Genomic DNA, 22,830 nt, shown 5'->3' with positions numbered 1-22,830 from the left:
ATTTAAACAAATAAAAAGAAATAATAGTTTAGATATCTAAATCTATTATTTCCTTTCATCACTTTTAAGTTTAAACCAAAATATGCTTCCTTTATTTAATTTTGATTTTACTCCATAGGTTACACCTTTATGACTTTCTAAAATAGACTTAACAATTGAAAGTCCTAGTCCTGTTCCCATTACTGCTCGCTTATGTGATTTATTACTCTTATAATATCTTTCCCAAATATATGATAATTCTTCTTCTGCTATCCCCTCACCAGTGTCAATAATTTCTACTTTAACAAAACCATTACTTATAATTTGTTTTATAATAACTTTTTTATCACTCCCTGTATAGTTAATAGCATTTGTTAATAAATTATAAATTACTTGAGTAATCTTAATTTCATCTGCGGTAACAAATGTATCTTGATCATAGCTAAATTCTATATCATATCCATCTTTTTTAGTTAATTCTGAAAAACGCATTATTACTTCTTGTATAGTCTTTGTCAGATTAAAACTACTAATAGATAAATTTATTATTCCTGCTTGAAGTTTTGAAATATCAAGCATATCATTTACGAGTGTTGTAAGACGCTTTGTTTCATCAATAATAATTTGTACATTGTCTACATTATTTTCATTTGGTAAATCTCTCATTATTTCAGCATAACCTGAGATAAGTGTAAGAGGAGTACGTAAATCATGAGATACATTAGCAATAAGTTCTTTTCTTAGATTATCAACTTTTGACAATTCTTTAGCTGCATAATTTAAAGTAGATGCTAGCTCTGAAATTTCCTCATATCCATCTCCTTTAAACTGAACTGAATAATCTGCCTTTGCAAGCACTTTTGCACTTTTATTTATAGCTACAATTGGCTCTGATACTTTTTTTGAAATTATAAAAGCTAAAAGTACTGAAAAAATAATCATAAATCCCGTAATATAATAAAGTTGTATTCTTAAAGTTTGGATAGTTGCGTTAACTGGAGATATCATAGCATTTATTATAACTATTCTTGTTTCTCCATTTTTGTTTTCAGCTAACTTACCATATATTATACTTTCATCTATATTCTTTCCCATTTTTCCATTCATTTTATCATAATGTTTTATTGCTTTTAAATCTTCTTTATTAAAATAATATAAAAACTCTCCACCTTCGTTTTGAAGATTTAATTTTAAATTATCCTTTTCATATTGTGTTAATTTATATATAACAGAAGTCTGCATATTATTAGACTCATTTATAAGTGTTCCATATTCCGAAAAAATTTCAATACACATATCATCATTTTGAGAAATACTTTTTATAAGTAAATCTATATCATCATTATCTAAATTTTTTATTATAGTATTTGCATTACTTTTAATAGAATTTATTTTTACTATTTTATAAAATCTTTCTAAAAAAACCACTTGAAAAAGCCAAAGTAATATTAGTAATGCAGAACAAAATCCTATTAGATATATAAATATCTTCCACTTTATACTTAGTTTATTAAGCTTCAAATCTATATCCAACCCCTCGCAATGTTACTATCATTTTACTATATTCACCTAAAGATTTTCTTAATAATTTTATATGAGTGTCAAGTGTACGATCATCTCCATTAAAATCATACCCCCAAACTTCCGTAATAAGTTTTTCTCTACTAAGAGCAATATTACAATTTTTGACCATATAAAATAATAAATCATATTCCTTAGGAGACATATTAATTTTTTCTTTATCTATAGTAACAATTCTTCCTAAAAAATCAATCATTAATCCATCTTTTACAAAAATATTTCTTTTTATATCATTAAAATTACTCGTTCTTTTAATAATAGCATTTACACGCATCATAAGTTCTTTGGGCGAAAATGGTTTCACCACATAATCATCTATACCTATTTCAAATCCATGGATTTTATCATATTCTTCTCCTCGTGCTGAAAGCATTAATACTGGTGTATTTATTGTTTTTCTTATTTCATTTACTGTTGAAAACCCATCAAGCTCCGGCATCATAATATCCATAATTATTATGTCAAATATATTATTTTCACAAAGCTTAATTGCCTTTAATCCATCTTCCGCTTCATATACTTCATGATTTTCAAAAATTGCATATTTTTTTATAAGAAGTCTTATTTTTTCTTCATCATCAACCACTAAAATCTTTGCCATTACATTTCAACTCCTAAATAAATATATATGTTCTAATTAAGTTCATATATTTATTTTTTATTTAATTTTTATAAAAGATATATATCTATATTAACACTATTCATTTAGAATCATATATAATAAATTTTCTATATATGTTCATTACTATATTAGTTAAATCATAGAAATCCTAAGTGTTTTAAAGTTTATATTACTTAACAAACTTTATTGTAACTTATATGTATTATTTTATATGATAGCTATATTACCATATAAAATTTATATTTTAAATAAATTTATAATCCTTTTCTATTCTTTAAATTATATATATTATATCCGTTTTATAAATCATATAAAAAAATCGCTAAGCGACTGTGGAGCGTCGATTTTTTTTAGCCATGCACCCTTTCCAAACGTAGTGCAGGAATAATGGTGCGGCATATGATTATTTTTTATTCTTTAGGTTTTATTTCTTAATATTTAAATAATACTATAATCTAAGTTATCCACAGATTTTTTAAAATATAATTTCCTAAAGAATAAAAAACCTCTTATCAGATTATATTATATACTCTGATAAGAGGTTCTATTTTTAACTAAATCTATTTAGCTTTACCTTTAAATCCTCTTTCTCCTTTTCCAAAGCCTCCATTCATAGGCATTTTTCCATCTTCTCTCATTTTAGTTTTACATTCTGTTAAATGAGTTTTCATATTGTCCGCTTGTTCTTGTGTAATTATTCCAAATTCCAATTCTTTATCAACAATTTGACTTTCAATATCTGCTTGTTGATCTTTTAATTTATAAATTTCTTCTTTTTGTTCATCTGTAAGTGCTGACCATTTTTGATTTATTTCAGTCATTTCAGTTTTTCTTTCTTGATTCTTTTCTTTTCTATCTTGTTTTGCTTCAGTTTTGTTTTCTTTTCCAGCTTCCATGCCTTTAGATTTATCTTGTGTTAAACGAGCTTTCATATTATCTGCTTGAGTTTGATCAATTACACCTAATTCTAAATATTTATCAACAATTTGACTTTCAACACCTTTTTGTTGGTCTTTTAATGTGTTAATTTCTTGTTTTTGTGCATCTGTAAGTGATGCAAAGTTTTGTTGCATATCACAGTTTTCGCCATGTCTTAATTTATTATGTTCTTTATCACATTTAAAATTCTTATCGTTTTTATTTTCTGATACCGCACTGCTAGTTGTAACAGAAGTATTTGGGGTATTTGATGTATCTGATGCAAAAGCTGTTACTCCCATTGTTCCCATCACTGTTACTAAAGATAATATTGATAAAATTTTTTTAACTTTCATTTCATTCAAATCCTCTCTAAAATTAATTTTTAATTTATCTTTTAAGATAAATTATCAAAAGTTATATACTAAATTTTAAGTACCCTTTCGATATTCTTAGTATAAATTCCTAATGTGATGGTTTTTTGAACATTTGATGAATTTAATATGAAATATATAAATATAGTAGCTTTTCTGCTTATTCCAAATATTTTTTAAATTTCTTGTTAAAAAATTCTATATATTGTATAATTTTATACAGTCTTTAAATTTAATATATATTTTCTAATTAATTTATTACATTTATAATTTTTATAAAAGGTTAATATATGTATTAGTACTATACATTCAGAATTATATAATAAACTTTCTATATAAGTTCCTCACTTTATTAATTAAATCGTAGACGTTATAAGTGTTGTAACATTTATATTAACAAGTAAACTTTCTTAGAACTTATATATTTTATCAATTGTAAAAAGCAGGTGAACACATGAATTATATAATATATGATTTAGAATTTAATCAAAGAGATCCAAATATACCTAAAGATGATGCAAGTAATGTTAAAGAATTACCATTTGAAATTATTCAAATTGGAGCAATAAAACTTGATGAAACGTTTAATATAGTTTCTAAATTTAATACTTTAATTAATCCAACAGTATATACTACAATACACCCGTATGTAGAAAAATTAACTAAAATAAACAGTGAAATGCTTAGTTCTTGTGAAAGCTTTCCTAAAATTTATAAAGATTTCTTGAAATTTGTAGGAGACGATGAAGCTATTTTTTGTGTTTGGGGAAAAGTAGATATTAAAGAGCTCTTAAGAAATATAAAATATTATAACTTATCTACTTCATTAATCTCTAAATATTATATTGATGTTCAAGAATCTGCATCTAAATATTTTAAAGTTGAAAAAGGATGTAAAATAGGTTTAAAAAATGCTGTTGAACTTTTAGGAATATTAAATGAAGACGAATTTCACGATGCTTATTATGATGCCTATTATACATCAGAAGTTTTTAAGAGAATTTATAATGAAGATATAAAACCTAGAATTTATACTACTAATTTATCACGCAAAATGTCTAATAAAAAAAAGACAATTGATAGTGTTGCTTTAATAAGAGAATTCGAAAAAATATACAATAGGAAAATGACTAAAGAAGAACAAGATATTATAAAATTAGCTTATTTAATGGGAAAAACTAATCAATTTGTTAAATAAATATCAAAATATTACTTTATAAAATAAGTATAACTAAATTTTAATATACATTATTTAACTTATAAGTTTTATAAAGAATAAAAAGCCATAAGTATAAGTTACACTATTGACTTATACTTATGGCTTTTCTATATGAACCATTACTCTCCAATTTCACTTTCTTCAAATTTTTTAGAAAATTTATTTACAGCTCTACTAAATGGTTTTTTTAGCACTATTCCTATAACCATTGATATTATTATAAAAAATAATAATACTATCACATCTTTAATCAACACTTCTTTTACTATTCCACCTATACATTCTCTTAAAAAAGATATAGCATATGTAAATGGTAAAAATGGATTTAATCTTTGGAAAAATTTAGGAGTTAATTCAATTGGAAATGTACCGCCTGATCCTCCTATTTGTAGTACTAACAATACTATACATATTACTTTTCCGACATTTCCAAACACTGAACATGCTGAATAAACTATATAAGCAAATACTATACTTGAAAATAATGATCCGATTACAAATAAAACTGGATTTAAACAATAAATCTTTAATATGTACAAATCTCCTAATGATACAATCATTGATTGAATTAACGCTAAAGTAATAAATAATAATAATTTTCCAAAGTAAACTTCTATTGGTTTATAGTTTCCATGTGCCTCAACTGTTAAAATAGATGATAATAACAGTAATCCAACCCAAAAAGATAATATAGTATAAAATGGTGTCATTGCTGTTCCATAATTGCCCATAGGATATAATTGTTTTTCAATTAAGTTCACTGGATTTGCTAAAAAGTCTGTTCTTTCTTGCACATTATTTTTTAATAAATTTATTAATTGTTTCAGACTTTCATCATCATTAACTGCACCTATCTTATCTGTTAATTCATTTATAATATTTTCAGCTTCTGGTAAATTTTCTTTAATATCGGTAATTTCCTTAATCCCCTGATCAGCACCTTCATAAACTGTATTTAATATACCTTCTACATCTGGTAATTTTTTTTCTGCTTCTTTTAATACACTTAATACATTTTGTGATACTTCAAAAGCATCCTCAAATATTTTATTTATTTTAGGTACAATCTCTGAATCAAATTTCGAATAAATATCTTCACTTATTGAGGATATATCATTAGATAATTTTTTTATATTGTTTAATAATGTTAAATCTGGAGCTTTGCCTGATTCTAATGAAGCTTTAACATCTTTTAACGATTCCTGCAATTTACCTATTTTAGTTTCAACTTCTTTTAATCTAGTTATAATTCCATCTAATGGTTTATTAGATGAAAAATTATTTAATGATTCTAAAAATTTTATTACTGATTTTGTTACCTTATCTAAAATATCCACTCTGTTTATTAAATTATTTACCATATCCAAAACATTTTTAGAACCTGAATTTATTGCTCCAATAATTGCATCAGTATCTTGTGATACTTCTTTACTCACCTCATTTATTATTCTAATGTCTTCCTTAATAGTTGGAGATAACCTCGATAATTCCTCCTTTGAAGACGTTATAAAATTCCCTACTTCACTAGTTAAATTTTTAGCATTTATTAATGTATTTTGAATTAATGGCATATCCTTTTTAACTTTATTTGATAAATCTTTAATTTTAACTGCTCCATCATAAGCTAAATCAACTGTTTTATTTATTTCTGAAAATTTCCCCCTTATTTCATTTAACATATTATAAATTCTTGATATCGTTGGAAGTTGGTTTTCTAATTCAATTCCTACTTCTTTTGAGGCTGTAAACAAAGTTTTACTTACAGTTTCTATAAGACTTTTACTTATATTTTCTTGAACCCCTGTTGCCCCTTTACTTGTAAGCTTTGGTGCAATTGCATTAATTTTTTCATTAACAGTATAGATTATATCTCCTTTTTTTATCTCACTAGTAACTATAGATGTCATCTCACTTGAAAATTCTTCTGGTATTATTATTGATGCATAATATTTTTCCTTTTTAAGTGCATCAATTGCTTCATCTTCATCTACAAACTGCCATCCCATTAAATTATTATTTTTTAATTCTTTAATTATTTTATTACCTAGATTTATATCTTCTCCATTTAATGTGCCTCCAACATCCTTATTTACTACCCCAATTTTAATTTGACTTGTTGCTTTTGGAGAATAAGGATCCCATGATGCTATTATATTAAACCAAGCATATAGAGATGGAAGCATACATAAAGCTATTACTACAATAAGTGCTGCATAATTTGTAAATATGTTTTTCATATCTTTTTTATAAATTTCAAATATGTTTTTCACTATATCTCCTCCTTAGTAATTTAATTATTAGGCTATATTTTAAAATAGTATTGATATTTTATTATAAAGCTCATGTACAGAATTGAAATAGGAAACTCTCCTCATTTACATTCGTGGAGTAAGTTCGAAGAACCAAATATAAAATTTGGATTCTCACTTAAGAACTCTAAAATATCAACATTCACTTAAAACATAGAGAATTATTTAAATAGCGTTTCTCTAATTAAATCTATAACCTTAAACTATATCTATAAAAAACTGGCTATACTAAATTTTAAATATAATATCTATATTATTAGATTGTTTAAAAATTTTTATTAATTTATGATTAGTAAAAGTTTTACTTGATTTAAATAAACCTAAAATAATATACTTTAAAATAGCTATATAAACTTACATTCAATATATTTAAATTTAGAAAGGATTTTTAATGGATACTTATTACTACGAAAGATTATTTAATATTAAAACATGTGGAGAACAAAAAATCTTTAATGAATCTTTACATTACAATAGATATGAACCCACATCTTATTTTGTATTAGAAACATTATTTGAAAAATATAAGCTTAAAGATATAGATAGTTTAATTGACTTTGGATGTGGAAAAGGAAGATTAAATTTTTATATAAATTACTTTTTTGATTCAAATGTTACTGGTATAGAAATGAATAATTACTATTATAAAGAGGGGATTAATAATAAAATTAATTATCTAAAAAATAATAAAAAAGATAAAAATAAAATTAAATTCTTTAACTGCTTTGCTGAAGAATATAAAATACAACCATATGACAACAAATTCTATTTTTTTAATCCATTTTCTCTACAGATATTTATGAAAGTTATATCAAATATTTTACTTTCTGTTGAAGAAGTTGAAAGAGAAGTAGATGTTATTTTATATTATCCTTCTGATGATTATATATATTACCTAGAAACTAGAACCTGTTTCAAACTTATTGATGAAATTAAATTAAACCATTTATATGACAAAGATAATCGTCAAAAAATATGTATTTATAGACTAACTTATTTATAATAAATAACAACACAACTATGATTGTTTCAAAATAAAAGTATATTAAAAATAAATATTTGCATAACATTAAAAGAAGTTATTCAGCGTAATAATACTTATAAAATACATAGATATAAAAAAATCGCTAAGCGACTGTGGAGCATCGATTTTTTTAGCCATGCACCCTTTCCAAACGTAGTGCAGGAATAATGGTGCGGCATATGATTTTTTTATTCTTTAGGTTTTATTTCTTAATCTTTAAGCAACAACATAATCTAAGTTATCCACAGATTTTAAAAAATATAATTTCCTAAAGAATAAAAAAGAACTATATTTTAAATACAAATCTTATAAATGTATTTTAAAATATAGTTCTATTATAATTAATATTATAAATTAATTTTCATTATTGATTATTTGTTCTCTTCTAAACGGATAATTCTTAATTTCAAGCATATCTAAATTTTCATTAAGCAAATGAATTGCTGAAACTTGACGGTTATCATAAGTATGATAATAATATGTACATGATTCACTACACATTGCAGAAGTATATATTGAAATATCTTCAGTATTTTCAAGTGTTACAACAGCACCTTTAGGGACTTCACAATTAGAAAGTATATGAAATACTCCACTTACTCCTTGTAATTCATTATCAATTTGTGTTAAATTACTCTTTAAATATGCTGCCCTAATAAAGCGAGAAGGTGGAGTGAAATCCCCTGGTAACCCAAATGTACCTGATCCCTGGCTGAATGCTGATAAATCTATATCTGACCATGTAACTGGTGAAAATTGTTTTGCTCTTAATCCAATATATTGACGTAAATTAGTTAAATGCCATTGAAAATCTGGACTGTTTGTCATAACTCCAATTGGATTATCAAAAACTTCAATTCCATTTTTTGTTCTCTCAACAACAATACTTTTTCCTGTTTTATCAGATACTATCCAATGCAATGGTGGTGTTAATTTTAATAATGAAAGTTCAGTATCAATTATATCTATATTACTTAAAGCATTCTTTAATTCCTCTAAAGTTTTAAAATTTGATAATACCCATAATACAAAATCATGAGGAGCAATACCATTTTTCTCCTCTAGTCTTATATTTGAATACTCTGCAAATCCTGGTAGATAAAGAGTTGCACACATTAAGCCTTTTTCATTTACTCCATCTGCTAAAATAGGATTCTTATCTATAACAACAGACATTCCAACCATACCATATTTAGTTTTTAAAACTTTTTTATTTATTATATTTGTCCATTTATAATTTCTAGGAATAATATTAATTGATTGATTGAAATCCATAGCGAAATCCATTGTACGTCCAAGAAAATGATGTTTATCTTTAGTTTCTAATGTTACACTTGTACACATTGTCCCATCTCCCCTTTATTTATATTTTAATTTTCTCCATTCTACAATTATGTATGTACTCTTAAAATTTAAGCTATTGCCTAAACCTTGTTTATATTATTAGTTTACATTCTAATAATAATTAAGTAAAATTAAATATATTTAACTTATTGTTAAGCAAAACTAAACTAAGTAAAGGATTGAAAATTTTATGAATTTTGAACAACTTCAAATTATCACAACATTGTCTCAAGAAAAAAGTTTTTCCAAAACAGCAAATAAACTTCATATAACTACGTCCGCGGTTAGTCAAGCAGTTTCAAGTTTAGAGAAAGAACTTGGAATAAATATTTTTACACGTTCAAAACAAGGTAGTTTTCCAACTACTAAAGGGCAATATATAATAAAAAATGCTCATATTATTTTAGAAAAACAACTTGATATATATGATTATGTTTCAAACAGAATTAATTTTCCAAAAATAAAACTAATAATTGGATGTATTCCTGGTGTTAATTATCCTCTTATTAAATCACTACAAATACTTCAAAATGAATTTCCATTTATTGAAACTTTAATCATTGAACAAAATACACAAGAACTTTTAAAATCATTACAACAACAAAAGTTTGATTTTGCTTTAATTGCTTTTACTGATAATATCAAAAATCACAATTTACCATATAAACTTACTAAAATTACAAATGGTTCATTTTGTTTTGCTGTGAATAGAAATTCTCCTCTTTCTACTTATAATATTTTGACCTATGATAAAATTATTGAATATCCCTTAGCTATTTATCAAGATAACTTTATATTAAATCACTTAAGTTATATAGAAGGTAAAACTCATAAATCAGCACATATTTTATTTAAAACTAATACTCTTAACTCTATTATGAATACTATTCAACAAAACATGGCTATTTCATTTGGACCGGACTATACCATGATAAACGATTTTCCAGAGAAGCTATCTGATATAAAAATAATACCAGTTGAAGAAGATTCCGAAACATTTAGTCCTTCTTTATGGTTTGTACAAACAAAAAATAAATCTCTTACTGAAATAGGTACTTTGTTGTGTACATTTATAAAACAAAATATAAAACATAATTAATAATATTAACTGCTATTTTGATTTTATCTTTTACAAAACAGAGTTTAAATCTTTCATTGTAAATAATGTAAAAGACTTGTTATAATAATATTCAGGCACATATCTAATCTATTGGTTTCTTTATGTGTATTAATAACAAAGCTTATTTTTAAGTAAATTTAAGTAAGAGGTGATTTAATATTGATATTTTCTACTCTTAATATAAATAAGGATGAACCTATTTATATCCAAATAGAAAAACATATTATTGATGGAATTAAAAATGGGGAATTAAAAAAAGATAGTAAACTTCCATCAACTAGAGAAGTAAGTAAATTTTTAAATGTAAGTAGAAATTCTGTTATTTCCGCCTATGAGAAATTAGAAAGTGAAGGAATTATAATTACAAAAAAGGGTATTGGGACTTTCATTTCAATAGAAGGCAAAAATGAATTTTATGAATATAATATAGACTATTCTTCTATAATTAATACTTATGCAAATACTCTTAGAGATTTTGATATTATAAAAAGTGAACTTCCTTATAAAAAAGGTATGATATCTTTTAAATCTATTTCACCTGAAAGTGATCTTTTTAATCTTGATGATTTTAAAAGATCACTTTTAGATGCATGGACATATGAAGAATCAAATCTTTTAAATTATGGATATGCAAAAGGATATCAGCCTTTAATAGATTATTTTTTTGAATATATGAAAGAAAAAAGAGTAAATGTAATTAATAAGGATATTTTAATAACAAATGGATTTACTGAAGCTTTTGATATAGTTATCAGTTCTTTAACGAATCCAGGAGATATTATATTATGTGAGAAACCAACACATAATACTGCTTTAAAAATAATGAAATCTTATGGATTAAAGATTATACAAGTTGAAATGGATAAAGAAGGTATGGATTTAACAGAACTCGAAAATGTTTTAAACAAATGTAGTCCTAAATTTGGATACTTAATCCCATCTTATAATAATCCAACTGGTATAGTAACTAAAACTGAAAGACGAAAGGAAATATATAAACTTTTTAGAAAACACTCTGTACCTATAATAGAAGATGGATTTAATGAAGAGCTACTCTACTCTAGTTCCCCTATTGATCCTATTGCTTCACTAACTGGTGAAGGTAATGGCGTTATATATATAGGAAGTTTGTCTAAAGTACTATTCCCCGGCTTAAGGATTGGATGGATATTTGGAGATACTAAACTTATAGATATTTTAGAAAGTGTAAAACGTGGTAAAACTATTCACTCATCATTTTTAGATCAAAGTGCTTTTTATTATTATCTAAAAAGCGGAGCTTTTACTAGATATTTAAAAAATGTACGTAAATATTATAGAGATAAATACCTACTTGTTATGAATATGATTAATAAATATATTCCTTATGAATATGTTACAGGTGAAGGTGGGCTTCACATATTTATAAAACTAAAAGATAATATAAATTCTAGAGATCTTTTAAATTTATGTTATAAAGATGGTGTGATATTTATGCCTGGCGATATTTTTTATGAGGATAATAAATGTTTAAATACATTTAGAATAGGTTTTGGACGAGTAAATGATGAAAATATAAAAAAAGGAATTAAAATAATTGGAGAGAATATTAAGTTACTTTCTAAAAATTTGAATTAGTAAGTTTAAAATTATTTAAATAGTTTTATATAATAACTATATTTTAAATAACTACTGATATTATAAAACATAGCTTATTTAATTAATATTTAAACTATTATTCTCCTTCAAGACTAGAATAAACAATATTCTGGTCTTTTTTGTATTAAAATTAAAAATTTTTTCATATAATGAATAAACTCACTATATGCTTTTTTATTGAATCTTTAAACTAATATTCTACAAAAGTTTTCTATGATAAAGCTATCTAATTAATACTATGTATTTATACAAATATTTATATCTTCGCTCATCTAAAAATAATATAAATTTTTTACTTAATATTTATATTATTTTAATACATATAAATACAGCATTAATCCAAAATATCGTATTAAATTATTAATAAAAACTTTAATATGATAGATTAGAAATATTATAAAAAGAAGGTGTTTTAATGCTTACTAAAAAATCTATAATAACATTATGTATATTTCTCTTAATTCTATTACCCACCTCTATTATATTAGGATATCACTATTTTTCTAACAATACTTCTGCAACCACACAATCACCAAAAGCAGAAATAGTCTATGTTAATTTAGGTCAAATTATCGTAAACTTATCACCTCCTGATTCACAAAAATATTTTAAAGCAGAAATATCAGTTGGATATGATGAAAAAGATAGTAATGCTAAAAAACAACTTACTAAAGAAAAACAACTACCTATAGTAAAAGATATTGTTAATTTTTATTTTAAAAGCAAAAGTTATAACTTTATAAGTAATTCAGCTAATGAAAAACAAATAAAAAATGAATTAATGGACTGTATTAATAATCAATTATCCAATTGTAAAGTTATAGATATTAGATTTTCTAAATTTATTCTTCAATAAATTTAAAATATTTTATTATTGACCACCATTAAAACAAATTATAATATTAGTGGTTCTTTCTTTATTATACTTAATTTACTATAATATATATGTAAGTTTTGTTAATAAACATTATTTACATATATATTTATATTAAAAAATTAAGGGGCGTAATCAATGGAAAAAATAATGAGACCTGTATGGGCTGAAATAGATTTGGATGCTATAACTTATAATATGAAAAACATAAAAAATTTAGCTAAAGATAAAGATATAATAGCTGTTGTTAAAGCGGATTGTTATGGACATGGAGCCTTAGATGTAGCTCCAATATTGCTAGAAAATGGTGCTTCAAGACTTGCTGTAGCTGTTTTAACTGAAGCAATAGAGCTTAGAAATAATAATATTAAAGCTCCTATCATGATTCTTGGATATACTCCACTAGATTTAGCTCAAGAATTAATAGAATATGATATAGAGCAAACCGTTTATGATTTAGAATATGCTAAGACATTGTCAGAAACAGCTTTATCTCTTGATAAAAAAGCTAAAATTCATATTGCAATAGATACCGGAATGGGTAGAATTGGTTTTCTTCCAAATAAAAAAGCTATTAATGATATTTCTGCTATATACTCTTTAAAAGGTATAGAAGTATTAGGTATATTTACTCATTTTTCAACATCAGATGAAAAAGATAAAGAATATGCTAATGAACAATTTAAAAAGTTTTCAGAATTTGTAAATTCACTTTCAGATATAGGGATTAAAATTCCTATAAAACATATTTCAAATAGTGGTGCAATTATGGATATGCCTGAAACCTATTTAGATGCAGTAAGAGCTGGGATTATATTATATGGCTACTATCCTTCTAATGAAGTTAATAAATCAAATCTTTCGCTTAAACCTGCTTTAACATTAAAGGCAAGTATAACACGCGTTCAAGAACTAGATAAAGATATGTATATAAGTTACGGAAGAACTTTTAAAACTGAAAGAAAAAGTATAATTGCAACACTTCCAATAGGGTATGCTGATGGTTATTCTAGATTACTATCTAGTGGTGCAAAAGTAATTATAAATGGGCAATTTGCTCCAGTAGTCGGTAGAATTTGCATGGATCAATGTATGATTGATGTAACAAATATTAATAATGTTAAAGTTGGAGATGAAGTTATAATACTTGGAGAAAGTGGTGACTTAAAATTAACAGCAGATGATCTTGCAGGATATATGGGGACCATAAATTATGAAATACTTTGTATGCTTAAATATAGGATTCCTAGAGTATATACTAAACATGGAGAAATTTTAAATGTAAGAAACTATCTTTAGTTAAATAAAAAATCAGATCAGAACGAAAAATTCTAATCTGATTTTTTTTATTAATAACTTTATTCTAGGTTATGTTTTAAAATATAATAATTATTCAAAACATAACCCATTTCTAAATAAAGTCTAATTACTCTTCATAATAGCAAACAACAGGAGTACCAGACTCAATGTTATCAAATATCTTATTTGCCAATTCATATGGTGCATTCACGCATCCATGAGAACCACTTGTTTTATAGATTTCTCCTCCAAACCTATCTCTCCAAGATGCATCATGAAGTCCTATATTCCCATTAAAAGGCAACCAAAAATTAACTGGTGCAGCATAGTTTTCACCTTTTAATGTTGCATTTCTTTCTCTATAGTTTAATCTATATACACCTACTGGAGTTCCACAATTGTTATTTAAATTACCAGTAACAACATCGCCTTCGGTAACAAGAGCTCCATTTTTATAAAACCATACATGTTGTTTTGTCATATCAATTTCTACATATGTATTTCCAATATCATTTTTCTCACGTGAAACTGCTGTTTGTGAATATGCAGGTTCTTTAGTTACATCTTGTCCCTTTTTAATAATTTCAATCAGATCTTTTACTTCTTTAGTTTTATCAATTATCCAACCATAGTTACCACCACTAACTTGTATTGTTTTTCCTGTTGATGAAAGAAAATCTCTTGTATTACCAAATGTATTATATTCACGTGCTAGTGAATCTATATAACTTCTCATCTTTTTTTCATTAAATACAACATTCATATTTTCATCAGTTTCAAGCCACTTATTTATTATAGAACCATCTGCTGTTTCTTGTTTACTTCCAAAAGTATATGTGATTTTCATACTTGTATATTTATCAAGTAACTTTTTAGCTTCAAGTACTTCATTAGAATTTGCAACATACTTAGGATTTTCATACGAATTTGTATCACCTAAATTTAATAGTTTATCACCTTTAAGAATAGAACTCTTTACATTTTCATATAAATTTTCTTTAATAATTTTATTTCCCATTACCTCTTTTTCAATTTCATAAGCATCATCTATATAATTAAAACCTGCATTTTTAGGTTCAACTATATTTTTACTATCAAAATATGATAATTTATTTATTTGTTCTTTTAATAAATTTTCATCAAATTTAACTAATTCATCTAAATTAGTATGACTCTTACTAAAAATTGAAGTGATCCATGCTAAAGGATTTTGGCTATCTTTTAAATCAGTAACTTTATCTTTTGGGTCATATGTTAAAGCAATGTCAGTACCCTTAATTTCTTCGTTTTTGTCATCCCTTCCCTGTAATTCTAACGCATATGTAGATATAGATGATGATATTAATTCATCTGCTTGCTTTACAGTCTTTCCGGCAACATTGATACCATTAATCTTAGTACCAAAATAAAAATGATTCATAAAATATGCTGATACCCCTAAATACATTGACATAAAAATAGAAAAGCAAATAATCATATTTTTCTTATTTTTGTTGCTTTTATGCTTTTGTCGTTTCATAATAATTAGTCCCCTCTTTTTATTATACAAATTAAAGTTTAAATTTAAATCTTTATATATTTATCAAATATTATAAAAGCAAACTTATAAATTTTTTATATTACAAACTCTATATAGAATTTTATGATATTTTTTCACTTAAGTTTGTTTATATATATATTAACTATAAATTCTATTCTTCTAATATATAAATATTACAATCTTTGTAATAATAAGTCCATTTATTTATAATTTTTAATATAAATATATTCACTATTAGAAAGATTAGAACTTAATAATTTACTCATAATGTCTACCTAAAATTAAATTATATTAATAAACTCTTACAAATACTACTTTTAAATAATCTCCTTCAGGAAACTTATCTGTAGTCATGAAGTCTTGTGGTAATGTATGCTCTTCTAAAATTTCATAATGTTTATTACTTTCTTTAAAAGCTTTATCTATAAACTTCTTAAACTTAACCATATTAAATGTAGCACAATTAGTGGATGCAACTATTACTCCTTCATCATCTGTTACTTCAATAGCTAATTTAACTAAATCTTTATAATCTTTTGCCGCACTAAATTTATGATCTTTAGATGTTGCAAAACTTGGTGGATCAAGAATTACTAAATCAAACTTTAGTTCTTCTTTTTTAGCCTTTTTAAAGTAAAGAAAAATATCTTCAACTACTATATTATGCTTTTCAGGATTAATTTTATTTATGTTAAAATTTTCAATTGTTTTTTCTAAACTTCTTGATGCTAAGTCAACACTTGTAGTAACAGCTCCACCTCTTGCAGCTGCCATAGAAAATGCTCCTGTATAAGAAAATGTATTTAGTACTCTCTTACCTTTAGAATACTTGTCTCTGATAGATTTTCTTACTTCTTTTTGATCTAGAAACACTCCAACCATTGCACCATCATTTAAATAAATTGCAAAGTTAACCCCATTCTCTTTAACTATTAAAGGCTCTGGTGCTTTTCTTCCACAATAATAACTATCTTCTTCTAAAACCATACCATTTTCATCAAATCTTCTTTTTTCGTATATCCCTTCAAAAGAAACTAATGATTTTATAGCCTTAATTATCATGTCTTTAAATACATATATACCCTTGCTATACCAAGTTATAAGATAATATTCATCAAAATAATCTATAGTAAGGCCGCCAATTCCATCTCCTTCACCATTAAATACTCTAAATGCAGTTGTATCCTTAGAATGATAATATCTCATTCTTTTAGAAAATGCGTTTCTCAATTTATCGTAAAAAAACCTGTAATCAAATTTACTATTCTTACTATTGCTTAAAACCCATCCGCAACCCTTATTCTGATTTCCATAGTATCCTTTTCCTAAAAAAGCTTTTTTGTCGTCTATAAGAGTTATTATCTGCCCTTCCTCTTTTAAACATTTTGCACTCTCTAAAGCATCTTCAAAAATTAGGGGATACCCATTTTTGTACTTAGTTACAAATTCTTTTTTTACTGTAAGTATTACTTCTTTCATTTATGTACCGTCCTAAATTAATTTTATCGTTTTAAGGCACATGAAAGAAAATAATAGACCAAAGATGTTTGGTATATTTTGTGTTAGACAAAGAGACAAGTTCAGTTAATAATTCATACTATTAATTGAATTTGCTGATGCAGTATAACTCAAAATAAACAAGTATACTGGTCTAGTATTTTTTGAATGTGCCTAAATATTATGTTACTAAATAATTATATCACAAATTTACAAGTTTAATAGAAAATACTTACTATTAATAATGTTAGTTTTTTAATATTTTGCATATATTACATTGTAACAATATGTTTTAAGATAGGAGATTTATGAATAGTATATTTAATAAAATAAATACTTTAGAAAAACTTATAGGAAACACCCCACTTGTTGAAATTTCTTTTAAGTACAAAGGAAAAGATTTAAAGGTTTATACTAAACTTGAATATTATAATTACACAGGAAGTATAAAAGATAGAATGGCTTTATATATTCTAAAAAAAGCTTACCTAAAAAATACAATAAAAAAAGACTACACCATAATAGAAACCACTAGTGGAAATACTGGTATATCTTTTTCAGCTATAGGTACCTACTTAGGAAATCCTGTTCATATATATATGCCTGATTGGATGAGCGAAGAAAGGAAAAAATTACTTTTAAGTTTTAACGCAGAACTTCACTTAGTTTCTAAAAAAGATGGTGGCTTTTTAAAATGCTTATCTCTTACCGAAGAAATTAAAAAGAACACTAAAAATATTTTTCTTCCTTGTCAATTTTCTAATAATGATAATGCAGAAGCCCATTATTTATATACTGCTCCCGAAATATGGAAAAGTCTAAAAAAAATAGAGATTACACCTTCTGCATTTGTTGCTGGAGTTGGTACTGGTGGTACTATTATGGGGATAGGTAAATATTTAAAGGAAAGAAATCCAAATATAAAATTATATCCATTAGAACCATCAAACTCACCAACACTTTCTACAGGAACTCAAGTAAGTGAACATCGTATTCAAGGAATTATAGACGAATTTATCCCTCCGATACTAAATCTTAATAGTTTAAATCAAGTAATTAGTGTTGATGATGGTGATTCTATAGTAATGGCTCAAATGCTATCTAAAAAATTAGGCTTAGGGGTAGGTATCTCTTCAGGAGCTAACTTTTTAGGAGCCGTAAAAGCTTTAGAACTAAATAACTATACTGAAAATGTTGTCACTGTATTTCCAGATGATAATAAAAAATACCTTAGTACTGATTTAATGAAAAAAGAAGAAATAAAAAATCATTTTATTTCTTCTGATATAGAATTGGTAGGATTAAAAAGAATCTAATCAAAATAGGCTGTCTTAAAACAATAGACAGCCCTTATTATATATAATTTAAGTCTTCATAAAAATTTCTCTATTTTTTATTATTAACCTTATTGCTATAACTTACTTAATATCACTATATTTTATATATAGTAAACTTCCTCCAATTGTTATTATAAAAGTTACAGTTGATACAATTATACTTTTTATAACCTCTGATTTAGTTGCAAGTACTTCCATGGCATTCATTCCAGCAACATTAGCCATTAAATAAGATAAATATATATTCTCCGAATTATATGTCATTAAAAATATAAATGGTAAAGCAATAGTATAAAAATAACTTTTACCTATTATTGCAACCATAGTAATTATAGATATTACTGCTATAGTATACATCATTCCAACAACAATTAACCTAATTAAATATAGTTTAGTATTAAAATCTAATACTTCACAAAATCCATTATTTTTTGAAGCGTATGCAACTAATATTATTAAATAAAGCAATTTTAGTAATAAAAAAAATGGTATAACTACTATTAACTTGCTTATGATAATATTACTTCTCTTATACCCATAAATGAATGTTTTGCTTATATTACTGTTTTTAAAATCCTTAGCAATAAATTCTCCTGCTAATAAAGCAAATATAAAACTAGTATATCTAATTTGTCCAAATGCATATGATATTGACTCTATTCCATATATAGAATCTATAGGCCTATTTATACTCAGTATTGCTTTCCTAAAATCCCAACCTTGTTTTGAATAAACTGAAATAGCTAACGTTAAAAAAATAACTCCAATAGAATATTTGCTTTTCCTTAATTTATAAATTTCTCCTTTAATTAAATTATTCATTATATTCTCCCCCAATTAACTTAGTAAAATAATCTTCAAGTGATTCATCTATTGGCATTATTTCTTTGACCCCTATGTTATGTTTGGATAAAGCTAGCGTAATTTTTTCTCCATTAAATTCATTATATATTCTCATAACATTATCTGGAAAAATTTTATAATTCTTTATTCCAATCTCATTTTCTAAAATAAATGAAGCTTCTGAAATATTCCTAACTTTCAAATGAAGATACGTTCTACATTTATTAGAAATTTCATTTGCTGTTATTTCTTGAATTAATTTTCCATTCTTTATAAAACCGTATCTACTTGAAATTTGAGCAAGTTCAGATAATATGTGACTTGATATTAAAATGGTTATTCCTCGTTCCCTATTTAATTTAAATAAAAGTTTCCTCATCTCCTTTATTCCAATTGGATCTAAACCATTCATAGGTTCATCTAAAATCAAAATTTCAGGATCATTTAATAATGCTATTGCAATTCCAAGTCTTTGTTTCATTCCTAGCGAGAAGTTCTTAGTTTTCTTCCTTTCAATATCTTTAAGACCTACTAATTCTAAAACTTCTTCAATACATTTAGTTTCAGATATTCCCCTTTGAATTTTTATTAGTTCAAGATTTTCCTTTGCAGTCATATTAAAATATAAAGCTGGAGAGTCTATTAAAGTACCAATCTTTCTTCTTTCCTCTCTAATCTTATCTTCTTTGCTATACCCAAATAATTCTACTTGTCCTTCATTAGGTATAACAAGACCTGTAAGTACTCTAATCATAGTTGATTTACCCGCACCATTTTCCCCTATGAATGCATAAATATCACCTTTTTTTATATTCATAGATAGACCATTTAAAACTATACGCTTACCATACTTTTTAGTAATATTTTTAGTTGTAATTATATATTTATCCAATTTACTTAACTCCTTATAATATATTTTTTAATTATTCATTTCTAAATGATGATTCTATAATACACAATATTTTATAAGGAACTTGTACTAAAATCTTTCTAACTCATTTCGGAATTCTTAAGAAAGTATTAAAATTTTATAATATAAATCAATTACTAAATATTCTATATCTTACCTTTTATGTTGATATCATAAATATATTTAATTATATAAAAAGCGCTAGAAAATAAACTCTAGCGCTAAGTTATTATAAGATTAATTATTTAATTAATTTATTACTTATAAAAATCATACTTTGATCCATCAAGAACTTTTTGAAACAAAATTATTATATATTAAAGAAAAAATAATATTATTCAATTTCTTATTCAATATTAATTTTCAGCCACTTTCGGAAAAATTGCAGATGTTCTTTGGTATGGAAATAATGTTCTCCATTTTTCATTATTTGTAAATCGCAATCAAACTGCTTTGCAAATTTAGATATCACATCAAACTCACATAAGTTATCCTCTGAACCATATAAAATTGAAGTTAAGTTATTCCAATTAACAATAGGATGTTCTTTTACATAGCAATAATAGTCCCAATAGAGTGTTTGTCCAACTGGTGTAAGAATTTCTTTTTCAATTTTTAGTTTATTCTCACTTATATTAAACCATGTCATCATATTCTCTATAATACGTTCCATATTTACCACTGGTGATAGAAACAAACACTGTTTTAATGAAATATCTTTATACGCTAACAAGCTAAAATATGTTCCCATACTGCAAGCAAATACACTTATATTATTTGATAATGATTGTGTATAATGCATAATGCTATTAAGATCTTGAATGCAATTTTGAACTTTACAATCATAGGCTTCATCCTTACGATCACCATGTTTAGGCAAATCAAAACTAAGTACTTGATAACCTCTTGCTGTTGCTTCTTCTGCAAATACAATAATCGAATCATCTGCCTTATTTGACATATTACCATGCACCACTATAAATAACTTATCTGATCTATCACCCCATAAAATTGCTGGTATATTTTCTATCTCCAAATTTTGTTTTATCATCTGAATGTTTCCTCCCCAAAATATAAATATAATTTTTCTATACTTACATGTTTTTCTTGTATTGTCTACAAACTAAAATTTTACTATATACTAACTATATAATTTAATTTTATTGAATAGTAGATAACTGCTAATAGCATTTGAAATTTTCTCCAATCAAATTATAACCTTATCCATCATAATTTATCCAGTTCATAAATAATTCTGTAATAAAGTTGTTCAAAACTACAATAATGCTTAAAATAAAAAACTGATATTTTTATATCATCTAAATTGACAACATAAAAATACCAGTTGTTTTTATATTTCTTGTTCTATATTTTCATTTTTTCTAAATCTATTTTTAAATAAATCATATCTATAAGTTGTACACCATCTTCAAAAATGGGGTGATCGTAGTTATCTATAAAAAAATTTTTAACTCTATGTGATATACAAAATCCACACTTCTCATAAAAAGGAATTGTTAAATTACTTTCACCAGTACCAACAATCATTGTTTTACATTTATCTTTATAATAATCAAAAATATATTTTACAAGTGCTTTACCATATCCTTTACCTTGATATTTTTCATATGTAGCCAAATTCTTCAACTCACATATTTGACTATCTTTTTGTACTACAACACAAATACTTTTTAAATCATCATCATATAATGCAAACATTTCTCCATCTTCTAGATATCTATCAATCATATCTTCTTGTTCATCTGCTAATAACAATAAATCAAGAAACTGTTTTTTATTAGTTAAAATTTTTTTAATTCTCATTATTCCACCCCAATTATTATTTGCTTACCGATAAGCAATAATTGACATTATCAAATACTATTATTTTATTTCTACAATATTAGTTTTGCTACCAATTCACAGTCTTCGACTTTACCTGTTTCCATAAAACCCATAGATGCATAAAGTGTCTTTGCTACCACATTCTCTGGTTCATAAGAAAGGTAAACTACTGAAGCTTTTCCACATGGAAATGTTCTAATAACTTCAATTGCCTTTGTCATAGCTTTCTTGCCGTAACCATTGCCTTGATATTGTTTATCAATCATTAATCTACATATCCAATAAGCCTTCTCATCACCTTCATCATATGATAACATTATAAAACCAACCATAATATCATTTTCATAAATACTGTAAGTCATAACACATTCATTATTTGACAAAGCAACATACGCTTGTGCAAGACTACATATATTACTTGCAACATAACCTTTTTGTTCTTCTTTGGGTTCTAATTTAATACATTCATCAAAATTATCCTCTGTTATTTTTCGTAATTCTATCATAGATTCTCCCCCTAAAACTTAATAATAACCATTCCTCTTTTTAAATTGTGC

General features: G+C 25.1%; 19 protein-coding genes. 7 read left to right on the top strand and 12 right to left on the bottom strand.

Translation table 11 applies throughout. The annotated features are described in order from the left end of the window. Positions 1-45 precede the first annotated feature (45 nt). The 3 genes from ACYUET_RS10610 to ACYUET_RS10600 form a co-directional block, all read right to left on the bottom strand. Positions 46-1,500, bottom strand: coding sequence for a sensor histidine kinase (locus ACYUET_RS10610; protein WP_460279445.1), 1,455 nt, complete (start codon positions 1,498-1,500; stop codon positions 46-48). Further along, positions 1,490-2,161 (bottom strand): response regulator transcription factor, encoded by a 672-nt coding sequence (locus ACYUET_RS10605; protein ID WP_460279444.1) that lies wholly within the window; start codon positions 2,159-2,161, stop codon positions 1,490-1,492. The genes ACYUET_RS10610 and ACYUET_RS10605 overlap by 11 nt, the downstream gene beginning before the upstream one ends. A gap of 581 nt (positions 2,162-2,742) precedes the next feature. After that, positions 2,743-3,456: a DUF2680 domain-containing protein gene (locus ACYUET_RS10600; protein WP_460279443.1), complete on the bottom strand. Its 714-nt coding sequence runs from the start codon at positions 3,454-3,456 to the stop codon at positions 2,743-2,745. Positions 3,457-3,928: 472 nt separating this feature from the next. On the opposite strand from ACYUET_RS10600, the gene ACYUET_RS10595 reads away from it, so the two are divergent. Next, the gene (locus tag ACYUET_RS10595) at positions 3,929-4,672 is read left to right on the top strand and encodes a 3'-5' exonuclease (RefSeq protein ID WP_460279441.1); all 744 of its coding nucleotides are present in this window, start codon (positions 3,929-3,931) and stop codon (positions 4,670-4,672) included. Between the two features lie 140 nt (positions 4,673-4,812). On the opposite strand, the gene ACYUET_RS10590 is transcribed toward ACYUET_RS10595, so the two are convergent. Next, positions 4,813-6,963 (bottom strand): YhgE/Pip domain-containing protein, encoded by a 2,151-nt coding sequence (locus ACYUET_RS10590; protein ID WP_460279439.1) that lies wholly within the window; start codon positions 6,961-6,963, stop codon positions 4,813-4,815. A gap of 430 nt (positions 6,964-7,393) precedes the next feature. Here ACYUET_RS10590 and ACYUET_RS10585 point away from each other — a divergent pair, with 430 nt between their 5' ends. Next, positions 7,394-8,005: an SAM-dependent methyltransferase gene (locus ACYUET_RS10585; protein ID WP_460279438.1), complete on the top strand. Its 612-nt coding sequence runs from the start codon at positions 7,394-7,396 to the stop codon at positions 8,003-8,005. A gap of 375 nt (positions 8,006-8,380) precedes the next feature. Here ACYUET_RS10585 and bsh read toward each other — a convergent pair whose 3' ends face one another. Beyond that, on the bottom strand, positions 8,381-9,370 hold the full coding sequence (gene bsh, locus ACYUET_RS10580; RefSeq protein ID WP_460279435.1) for a choloylglycine hydrolase: 990 nt from the start codon (positions 9,368-9,370) through the stop codon (positions 8,381-8,383). 190 nt (positions 9,371-9,560) lie between these two features. Between bsh and ACYUET_RS10575 the strand changes: the two genes are divergently transcribed. The 4 genes from ACYUET_RS10575 to alr all read left to right on the top strand — a co-directional run bounded on the left by ACYUET_RS10575 (position 9,561) and on the right by alr (position 14,301). Beyond that, positions 9,561-10,469: a LysR family transcriptional regulator gene (locus ACYUET_RS10575; protein ID WP_460279433.1), complete on the top strand. Its 909-nt coding sequence runs from the start codon at positions 9,561-9,563 to the stop codon at positions 10,467-10,469. A gap of 180 nt (positions 10,470-10,649) precedes the next feature. Further along, positions 10,650-12,107 (top strand): aminotransferase-like domain-containing protein, encoded by a 1,458-nt coding sequence (locus ACYUET_RS10570; RefSeq protein WP_460279432.1) that lies wholly within the window; start codon positions 10,650-10,652, stop codon positions 12,105-12,107. Between the two features lie 436 nt (positions 12,108-12,543). Continuing rightward, on the top strand, positions 12,544-12,984 hold the full coding sequence (locus ACYUET_RS10565) for a flagellar basal body-associated FliL family protein (protein ID WP_460279430.1): 441 nt from the start codon (positions 12,544-12,546) through the stop codon (positions 12,982-12,984). A gap of 156 nt (positions 12,985-13,140) precedes the next feature. Beyond that, positions 13,141-14,301: an alanine racemase gene (alr, locus tag ACYUET_RS10560; protein ID WP_460279428.1), complete on the top strand. Its 1,161-nt coding sequence runs from the start codon at positions 13,141-13,143 to the stop codon at positions 14,299-14,301. A gap of 127 nt (positions 14,302-14,428) precedes the next feature. Here the strand turns inward: alr and ACYUET_RS10555 are convergent, their stop codons facing one another. Further along, a complete protein-coding gene (locus ACYUET_RS10555; protein WP_460279426.1) occupies positions 14,429-15,820 on the bottom strand; it encodes a L,D-transpeptidase family protein in 1,392 nt (463 codons plus the stop codon). A 312-nt stretch (positions 15,821-16,132) separates the two neighbouring features. Next, positions 16,133-17,320, bottom strand: coding sequence for a class I SAM-dependent rRNA methyltransferase (locus ACYUET_RS10550; protein ID WP_460279424.1), 1,188 nt, complete (start codon positions 17,318-17,320; stop codon positions 16,133-16,135). A 326-nt stretch (positions 17,321-17,646) separates the two neighbouring features. Here ACYUET_RS10550 and ACYUET_RS10545 point away from each other — a divergent pair, with 326 nt between their 5' ends. Continuing rightward, on the top strand, positions 17,647-18,654 hold the full coding sequence (locus ACYUET_RS10545) for a PLP-dependent cysteine synthase family protein (protein WP_460279422.1): 1,008 nt from the start codon (positions 17,647-17,649) through the stop codon (positions 18,652-18,654). Between the two features lie 102 nt (positions 18,655-18,756). Here the strand turns inward: ACYUET_RS10545 and ACYUET_RS10540 are convergent, their stop codons facing one another. The 5 genes from ACYUET_RS10540 to ACYUET_RS10520 all read right to left on the bottom strand — a co-directional run bounded on the left by ACYUET_RS10540 (position 18,757) and on the right by ACYUET_RS10520 (position 22,779). Further along, positions 18,757-19,497, bottom strand: a complete 741-nt coding sequence (locus ACYUET_RS10540) for an ABC transporter permease (protein ID WP_460279420.1) — start codon at positions 19,495-19,497, stop codon at positions 18,757-18,759. Then, positions 19,490-20,410 carry an ATP-binding cassette domain-containing protein gene (locus ACYUET_RS10535; RefSeq protein ID WP_460279418.1) on the bottom strand — a complete coding sequence of 307 codons (921 nt, stop codon included), beginning with the start codon at positions 20,408-20,410 and terminating at the stop codon, positions 19,490-19,492. Before ACYUET_RS10535 ends, ACYUET_RS10540 begins: the two co-directional genes overlap by 8 nt. Before the next feature lie 364 nt (positions 20,411-20,774). Further along, positions 20,775-21,479, bottom strand: coding sequence for an alpha/beta hydrolase (locus ACYUET_RS10530; protein WP_460279416.1), 705 nt, complete (start codon positions 21,477-21,479; stop codon positions 20,775-20,777). A gap of 314 nt (positions 21,480-21,793) precedes the next feature. Beyond that, positions 21,794-22,252, bottom strand: a complete 459-nt coding sequence (locus ACYUET_RS10525) for a GNAT family N-acetyltransferase (RefSeq protein WP_460279414.1) — start codon at positions 22,250-22,252, stop codon at positions 21,794-21,796. 71 nt (positions 22,253-22,323) lie between these two features. After that, the gene (locus ACYUET_RS10520) at positions 22,324-22,779 is read right to left on the bottom strand and encodes a GNAT family N-acetyltransferase (protein ID WP_460279412.1); all 456 of its coding nucleotides are present in this window, start codon (positions 22,777-22,779) and stop codon (positions 22,324-22,326) included. Positions 22,780-22,830: the final 51 nt, after the last annotated feature.

This window comes from Clostridium sp. CTA-5 (assembly GCF_054768135.1).
This window is presented reverse-complemented; position numbering and strand designations above follow the sequence as displayed.

Bases quoted from the DNA above. Each gene is read 5' to 3' on its own strand.
- ACYUET_RS10565 (WP_460279430.1), top strand. From the start codon at position 12,544: ATGCTTACTAAAAAATCTATAATAACATTATGTATATTTCTCTTAATT.
- ACYUET_RS10540 (WP_460279420.1), bottom strand. From the start codon at position 19,497: ATGAATAATTTAATTAAAGGAGAAATTTATAAATTAAGGAAAAGCAAA.
- ACYUET_RS10530 (WP_460279416.1), bottom strand. From the start codon at position 21,479: ATGATAAAACAAAATTTGGAGATAGAAAATATACCAGCAATTTTATGG.
- ACYUET_RS10525 (WP_460279414.1), bottom strand. From the start codon at position 22,252: ATGAGAATTAAAAAAATTTTAACTAATAAAAAACAGTTTCTTGATTTA.
- ACYUET_RS10595 (WP_460279441.1), top strand. From the start codon at position 3,929: ATGAATTATATAATATATGATTTAGAATTTAATCAAAGAGATCCAAAT.
- bsh (WP_460279435.1), bottom strand. From the start codon at position 9,370: ATGTGTACAAGTGTAACATTAGAAACTAAAGATAAACATCATTTTCTT.
- ACYUET_RS10585 (WP_460279438.1), top strand. From the start codon at position 7,394: ATGGATACTTATTACTACGAAAGATTATTTAATATTAAAACATGTGGA.
- ACYUET_RS10605 (WP_460279444.1), bottom strand. From the start codon at position 2,161: ATGGCAAAGATTTTAGTGGTTGATGATGAAGAAAAAATAAGACTTCTT.
- alr (WP_460279428.1), top strand. From the start codon at position 13,141: ATGGAAAAAATAATGAGACCTGTATGGGCTGAAATAGATTTGGATGCT.
- ACYUET_RS10550 (WP_460279424.1), bottom strand. From the start codon at position 17,320: ATGAAAGAAGTAATACTTACAGTAAAAAAAGAATTTGTAACTAAGTAC.
- ACYUET_RS10555 (WP_460279426.1), bottom strand. From the start codon at position 15,820: ATGAAACGACAAAAGCATAAAAGCAACAAAAATAAGAAAAATATGATT.
- ACYUET_RS10600 (WP_460279443.1), bottom strand. From the start codon at position 3,456: ATGAAAGTTAAAAAAATTTTATCAATATTATCTTTAGTAACAGTGATG.
- ACYUET_RS10575 (WP_460279433.1), top strand. From the start codon at position 9,561: ATGAATTTTGAACAACTTCAAATTATCACAACATTGTCTCAAGAAAAA.
- ACYUET_RS10545 (WP_460279422.1), top strand. From the start codon at position 17,647: ATGAATAGTATATTTAATAAAATAAATACTTTAGAAAAACTTATAGGA.
- ACYUET_RS10520 (WP_460279412.1), bottom strand. From the start codon at position 22,779: ATGATAGAATTACGAAAAATAACAGAGGATAATTTTGATGAATGTATT.